The 7744-nt window shown below is 39.6% G+C and carries 4 protein-coding genes; 2 read left to right on the top strand and 2 right to left on the bottom strand.

Annotation, left to right across the window (positions count from 1 at the left end):
• Positions 1-499 precede the first annotated feature (499 nt).
• Positions 500-2767: a GH92 family glycosyl hydrolase gene (locus EGI31_RS10035; RefSeq protein ID WP_255037100.1), complete on the top strand. Its 2268-nt coding sequence runs from the start codon at positions 500-502 to the stop codon at positions 2765-2767.
• 105 nt (positions 2768-2872) lie between these two features.
• On the top strand, positions 2873-4390 hold the full coding sequence (locus EGI31_RS10030) for a glycoside hydrolase (protein ID WP_255037099.1): 1518 nt from the start codon (positions 2873-2875) through the stop codon (positions 4388-4390).
• A 90-nt stretch (positions 4391-4480) separates the two neighbouring features.
• On the opposite strand, the gene EGI31_RS10025 is transcribed toward EGI31_RS10030, so the two are convergent.
• Positions 4481-6034, bottom strand: coding sequence for a DUF1501 domain-containing protein (locus tag EGI31_RS10025; RefSeq protein ID WP_255037098.1), 1554 nt, complete (start codon positions 6032-6034; stop codon positions 4481-4483).
• Positions 6035-6037: 3 nt separating this feature from the next.
• Positions 6038-7630, bottom strand: a complete 1593-nt coding sequence (locus EGI31_RS10020) for a DUF1800 domain-containing protein (protein WP_255037097.1) — start codon at positions 7628-7630, stop codon at positions 6038-6040.
• Between the last annotated feature and the right edge of the window lie 114 nt (positions 7631-7744).

Below are 7744 nucleotides of genomic sequence, written 5' to 3'. Positions count from 1 at the left end.
TGAATAGGAATTAGCTTCTTACTCAATTTTATAAGTTTCTTTTTATTGACGTTTATCTACTGGAATTCAGGTTGGAATTTTGCCCATTTGCTCCTTGTCTTGGGGTTTATAAGTTGTTTGATTTCTTCTTTTATTTTGAAGAAAACTGCCAAATTAGATAAAGTAAATTAAGATTTTATAACATTCAAACAAAGTCAGTTGAGCATCCCCCAAACTAAAATCTTCCCCACAGCAGCTGGGGTCGGGCCATCACTACTCGCTTTTTTGCGTTCCGCCTAAAGGCAGGCCAACAAAAAGAGCTCAAACAGGCCGTTCTGTCCCTCATGGGTCATGTGAATTCGTCAAGAAATAAACAAATTCATTTAATTCTAATCCTGAAAATTAACATGTATATTATAAACACAATTCTCCTCCCCACCCCAAAACAAAAAACCTCTCCCCCACCCATTTCCTCACTAAAAATCCATAAATTTCGGGCTAAATATCTTTCTTGATTTTAATGAAAAAAATAGCCCTTTTTGTATTGTTGGCATTTAATGCCTTTTCCCAAAACGCCGACTTGGCCAAATACATCAACCCACTCATCGGTACCGATTCTGACTTTAGTTTATCAAATGGCAACACATACCCGGCCATTGCCTTGCCTTGGGGAATGAATTTCTGGTCGCCACAAACCAACAAAATGGGCGACGGTTGGGCTTACCAGTATGCCGCCAAAAAAATCAGGGGCTTCAAACAAACCCACCAACCCTCGCCGTGGATTAATGATTATGGTGCGTTTTCGATATTCGCCACCACCGAAAAACTCGTCTTCGATGAAAACAAGCGTGAATCGTGGTATTCACACAAAGCCGAAGTGGTGCAAGCACATTACTACAAAGTCTACCTCTCAGACTATAACATGACAGTAGAAATAACCCCTACTGAGCGTGCCGCAAGATTCAGAATTACGTATCCCGAAACCGAAAAGGCGTATTTGATCGTAGATGCCTTTTTCAAAAACTCGCACATAAAAGTGTATCCAGAAGAGCGAAAAATAGTGGGCTACTCTTGCAATAACTCTGGTGGTGTACCCGAAAACTTCAAGAACTATTTCGTGATATATGCCGACAAGGCCTTTGAGCAAGTGTACATCGCCAAAGACGGCAGTTTGGATATAAAATTGTTGGAAGCCACTGGCAAACACGTAGGTTCTGTGATACAGTTTAAAACCAAAGCCAATGAAGCCGTAAATCTCAAAATAGCCTCCTCTTTCATTAGCCCCGAACAAGCCGAACTCAATTTACAACGCGAAATTGGCAACAAAACCTTTGGCCAAATAGCCACCGAAGGCAGAGCCACATGGAACAAAATGATGAGCAGAATAGCCGCAGAAGGTGGTTCAGAGGCAGAAAAAGGAACTTTTTATACGGCACTTTACCGCACAATGCTTTTCCCAAGGAAATTTTATGAGCTAGACAAAAACAACAAAGTGATGCACTACAGCCCTTACAACGGGCAAGTTTTGCCCGGTTATATGTTTACCGACAACGGCTTTTGGGATACCTTCAGGGCGGTATTTCCGTTTTTTACGCTCATGTTTCCTGAGCTCAACAGCCAGATAATGGAAGGGCTCGTAAACACCTACAAAGAAAGCGGTTGGTTACCCGAATGGGCCAGTCCTGGCCACAGAGACTGTATGGTGGGCTCCAATTCGGCCTCTATTATAGCAGACTCCTACCTAAAAGGCATCAGAGGATACGATATCAACACGCTTTACGAAGCCATGCTCAAAAACACCCAGAATGCTGGTCCGCTGACCTCGGTTGGTCGGTATGGTGTGGAATATTACAATGGTAAAGGCTATATACCCTACGATGTAAAAATCAACGAAAACACCGCCCGAACACTTGAATACAGCTACGATGACTTCACGCTTTGGAAACTCTCCAAGGCCCTTAACCGACCTAAAGCTGAACAAGATACACTTTACAAAAGAGCCCATTATTACAAAAACGTGTTTGACCCAAGCGTGAATTTTGTGCGTGGACGCAACTCTGACGGAAGCTTCCAGTCGCCTTTCAGGCCTGACAAATGGGGGGATGCCTTCACCGAAGGTTGCTCGTGGCACTGGACTTGGTGTGTTTTTCATGATATTAAAGGCCTTCAAAACCTAATGGGCGGAAAACAGAATTTTGTGGGCAAAATGGATTCGGTTTTCACTGCTGCACCCACTTTCGACTACTCCTATTATGGCCAGCAGATACACGAAATTACTGAAATGTTAGTCATGAACATGGGTCAATACGCTCACGGGAATCAGCCGATTCAGCACATGCCTTATTTGTACAATTACGCTGGTCAACCATGGAAAACCCAAAAACTCGTTCGAAACATTATGGACAAACTCTATAAAAATGCTCCTGATGGCCTCTGTGGCGACGAAGACAATGGCCAAACCTCGGCTTGGTATGTTTTCTCGGCATTGGGTTTTTATCCCGTTTGTCCGGGTTCTAACCAGTACGTTTTGGGTTCGCCGCTTTTCAAAAAAGCTACGCTCACGCTTGAAAATGGCAAAAAATTTACAATAAATGCTCCCACAAACTCGACAGAACATGTGTATGTTAACGATGCCAAACTGAACGCTCAAAGTTATTCGAAGAATTTCTTAAACCACGAGGACATCACCAAAGGCGGCGTTTTGGACCTGAAAATGTCAAACAAACCCAACGAAACGCGTGGAACTAAGGAAAGCGATTTTCCGTACAGCATGAGCAATGAGAAATAAATAATTGAATGCCTTGAATAGAATTTCTGTAGACTTAATTCAAAACTTTACGTCATCTGAAAGTTCAATTTGAGGTTAATCAAAAATTAATATATACCAAACCCAATGAAAAAACTGGCAGTCCTTTTCCTTTTGTTGAATAACTTTTCTTTCGCACAAAAGATAAAAATTGACACCTCCATTACCTACCAAACCATGCACAGTTTTGGTGCGTCAGATTGCTGGTCAATGCAGATGGTGGGCAAGTACTATCCATTAGAAAAACGGGAAAAGATAGCTGAGTTATTATTTAGCCAAGAAATGGATAAATCGGGGAATCCTAAGGGCATAGGTTTGTCGATGTGGCGGTTCAATATTGGTGCAGGAAGTACAGAACAAGTTACCAAAAGCATGATTACCAACGAATGGCGAAGAGCAGAGTGCTTTCTTGAAAATGGAAAATACGATTGGACCAAACAAGCTGGACAACAATGGTTTATGGATGCCGCCAAACGCCATAAAGTTGATTTCACTTTGGGATTTTTGAATTCAGCACCTGTTTCGTTTACCAAAAATGGTTTAGCCATTGGCACTGGTAAATTAGGTGAATGGAATTTTGACAAAACAAAAATTGATGAATTTACCAACTTTTTGGCGGAAGTTTCGACTAAGTTAGAACTGGACTATCTGAGCCCTTTCAATGAGCCGCAGTGGGATTGGGGACCGAAATCTAAATCAGGCTATGGAACGCAAGAAGGTACGCCTATCGACAATTCAGATTTGGCTTGGGCTGTCCGGAAAATAGATGAAAAATTTACCCAAAATAACCTAAAAACCAAGCTAACCATAGCCGAAACGGCTCAGATAGATTATTTGTACAAAACCGAAACCAATCGCTCAAAAGAAAATCAAGACAATCAAATTGAAGATTTCTTTGGAACAGAAAGTCCGAATTATGTTGGAAATCTGAAATCTGTAGAGAAAATAATTTGCGGACATAGCTATTTTACCACTTCTCCAAATGATGAATTGGTTAAGAAAAGGATGGATTTAGGAGAGAAAATAAAGAAACATAACATCAATTACTGGCAATCGGAATATTGTATTTTGGGTGACAATGCAGGCGAAATAAATGGAAGTAAGATGGATTTGGGAATGAAAACGGCTCTTTATGTGGCTAAAGTTATTCATACTGATTTGACTTTGGCCAACGCCTCTGCCTGGCATTGGTGGCTGTCTGTAAGTGCCAATGATTATAAGGACGGCCTCATTTATATTTCAAACAAAGGCAAATTAGGAGAAGACGACAATCAAAAGTTTGATGGAGATGTTTTAGAGTCAAAGTTGCTTTGGACGCTAGGGAATTTTTCGAGGTTTGTTCGCCCTGAAATGCAAAGGATTCAAGTGGATTTGGAAAATAAAAAAGTGCTGTATTCTGCTTACAAAGGCAAAAATCAAGTCGTTTTGGTTTTAATAAATAATGTTGAAAATCAATCTATTGAATTACCCAGCATCTGGAAAAAACAGAAAGCAGAGGCTTACATAACTTCATCTGAGGATAATTTGAAGAACAAAAAAATAAACGGTCAGAGATTCACTTTACCCCAAGAATCTATAACCACTATTATTATTTCGAAATTGTAACAGTCATTTCCAAATTTGTGAGCGACAATTTCTAGAATCAGAATTTAGATTTTCTAAAACGATTTGATAATCGTTTTACGCTTAAAGCATTTACTTTTTCAGAACCCTTACAACCTCCTGATAATCATTGTTTCTGAATCTCGCCAGATATATTCCAGAATTCAGGTGGCTAATATTGAGCGTGATTTCTTGACTCCCAGCCTCCCTTTCCTCATCTATTTCTGGAATTACTTCTATACCTCTCATATCCAGCAATTGAAAAGAATTTTGGCCTCCATCAGAGATAAATCTTAGATTCAAAATGTCTTGAACAGGATTTGGATAGGCCTTCAAACGAGCGTTTGTTAATTCAGGCTCAGTACTGGTCACATAACCGCAAACACTTCCGTTAACGAGCGGAATCGTTGCAAAATCTCTGAACAATACACTTTTCATTTCTACCGAATCGCTACAAAACCAATATTTCATAATAGAGGCATAAACCGAACGAAAGTCGTGTTGCATCGGTATATTGTCGTTATTCCCCACATTGGCAGAAATAGTGGTAGGTTTACCAAAATAAGTTGGGTTAACTTTCTCCCCAAAGAAAAACATTGGTGCTGCAGCCCCATGGTCAGTTCCAGAGCTCGCATTAGACTTTATCCTACGTCCAAATTCCGAATATGTCATACCTAAGACTCTATCAGCCACACCTAAAAACTTCAGATCGTCCTGAAATGCTTTAATAGAATCTCCTAGATTGGCCATAAGGTTGGCATGTGTGCCTGTGCTGGTGTCGGTCGTCACAACTTGTCCGCTATGGGTGTCGAATCCACCTAAGTTTACATAATAAATTTTAGTTTTGAGCCCTCCCGCAATAAGTCTTGCTACAATTTTAAGTTGAGAGGCCAAACTAAGATTCGGATATGTTTTCTGTTGACTAACTTTCAGTGCAGCCGCTTTGATAGTTTCAGAGTATTTGTTGGTTTGTTTAGATACTTGCCTTAGGTAATCTAACTCTTTGCCTGCTAAAGTATTAGGGACAGGCTCGTCGGCATTTTCAATGAGATTATAGAAATTTGTAGTATCAGAAATTGACATTCCCATACTATACAAGGGTCCCTGAAGGGCAGTAGAAACCACGGAACCAATCTGTATCGAAAGCGGATCTGGGTATTTACTAGAAGGATAACCTTCGGGGTAATTCGGGTGATCGAGTGCCAAAAGTCTTCCCGCCCAACCGCTTTCTAAAACTTCGTTTGAATTTGAGGCTGTGTGCCAAATATCAGTAGCCCTAAAATGCGAAAAGTTGGGATTGGGGTATCCTACATCCTGAATGATATTCCCTTTACCTTCGCTCATTAATGATGCAAGATTTTTTAAAGAAGGATGTAGGCCGATTAAATCGCTCTGAGGAATTTTCAGAATCTTATTTTCAACTAGAGCTATATTTGAACGTGCATTTTTGTAATTCCCATATTGATTTATAGGAATGACAGTATTCAATCCATCATTGCCACCGTTGAGCTGTATTACAACCAAAACATTTTCATTTTCGAGCAATTTCTGGTCTACATTCCCCATGGCCCACAAACTTTGATTACTCAAAAACGTAGGTGTAAGTGCACCTAACATTGTATTTTTTATAAAGTTTCTTCTTCTCATGGCTTAGCTTAATTGGTATTCAGGTAATGCAAGAAAATAACTTAAAAGGCTTTTTAATCTAGAAGTAACCATGCTAATATTATTGTTGGTCGGCTTCTGTAAAGCTTCGTTCCAAAGCTCAGTCCAATAATAATCAGAAGCTTGACCAGCAAGTAATATATCTGTTTTGAGTTTGGTTTTGAGCTTACTTGATATGGGTATCTGAAAAAGCAAAAATGTTAGCTCATCTATAAGTTTTACTGGATCGGAGGGGTCCTTAAGTTTTTTGGTAAAACTAATCGGGTCAAACAACAATGATTGGTTATTCCGTTTGTAGCCTTTCGAAATATAGTTATCTGTAAACTTGGTGCGTTCGGGGAAAGTACTTGCGTTTATCCATATTTCATGATAAACGGGGGCTTGATAATAGGCGGGCCAACCTGCTACGCTAGGCGGGTCACCTAAAACTTGCTGACCTCTGTCAGAAACAGTAGCAAGGTCATTCGCTAGTAAATAGTATTCATTAATGAAACTTTCATAAATTGGCCAGTTGGGTTCAAGTAGTTTGGTGGTACCTATCAGGTGCTCAATTGGACTTTTAATAATACTGCCTCTCAGTTCAGTATCAAAAAAATGTTTACTGGAAAACATTACCTTAAGGACTGGCAAAATTTCGAATTTACTGTCTCTGAAGATTTTAGCTAGTGGGTTTATAAAATTTGCTTCTATTTCAGGTGTAATATCGTAGTAGAAAAAGAATAAGTAAAGCCGACGAATGATATACAAGCTAACCTCTTCTTTTTCAAAAATCATATTTATGAGCTCATCTAGTTCGTTTTCAGCGAAGTCTCCTGGATGACCTTTTATGACTCTATTCCCATAGAATGAAGAGAAAGTCTTGTCGGTACTGTCGTGCCTATCTGCCTGAAAATAAGATTTTAATGGCTCTCTGGTATATCTGTATCCCGTTAGAACTTTGGCTGCGGCTTTGACATCTTCTTCGGTATATTTTGAGTTAGGGCCTTTGCCCAATGTAAACAACTCTTGAAGTTCGCGGGCGTAATTTTCGTCCGGGGCTGTTTTAGTATTTTGATTACCGTTGAGATAATTCAGCATTGCGGGTTCAAGTGTAATAGCCTTTACGAAATTTTTAAAATTTCCAAGGGCGAATTTTCTTATGGTACTAAGGTACATGTATCCCATACGTGCGTCGTCATATACATTTACCTCAGTAGCAAAATGATTATGCCAAAACAAATTCATTTTTTCATGAATCGTAGGTGCTTGGAAATGCATCTGTTGTAACCACCACGACTTCAATGATTGCCTACGCCTACTATTGATAGTGCCATCTCCGTAAGTACTATTCACCCAAGTTTGACCCAGCGGAACACCTGTAGTATCTTTTACTGTATTCTCATAATGATTAACAGGTGGTGCAGGGGTAGTGCTCTCTTTGAAGATAGTATTGATAACTTGATCTAGGTTCTGACCCGAAAACTTTTTAAAATCATCAAGTTTGATTCCCAGCAATGCCCTACGCATCAAATGCTTGAGAGCTTCATCATCAAATGTTCCTGCAAATTTTTCGTGACTGATAGGTCCAAATGCCTTCATATTGCTGAGAGTTTTTCTTTTGACTAAATTTTATTGAAAAGGTTTATAACGAGACATAAAGTAACACGATTTTCCAAATTGTCGAAAATAAAATCAACAATTAAAATTTAAAAA

This window comes from Lacihabitans soyangensis (assembly GCF_024343775.1).
GTDB classification, from domain to species: Bacteria; Bacteroidota; Bacteroidia; order Cytophagales; family Spirosomataceae; genus Leadbetterella; species Leadbetterella soyangensis.
This window is presented reverse-complemented; position numbering and strand designations above follow the sequence as displayed.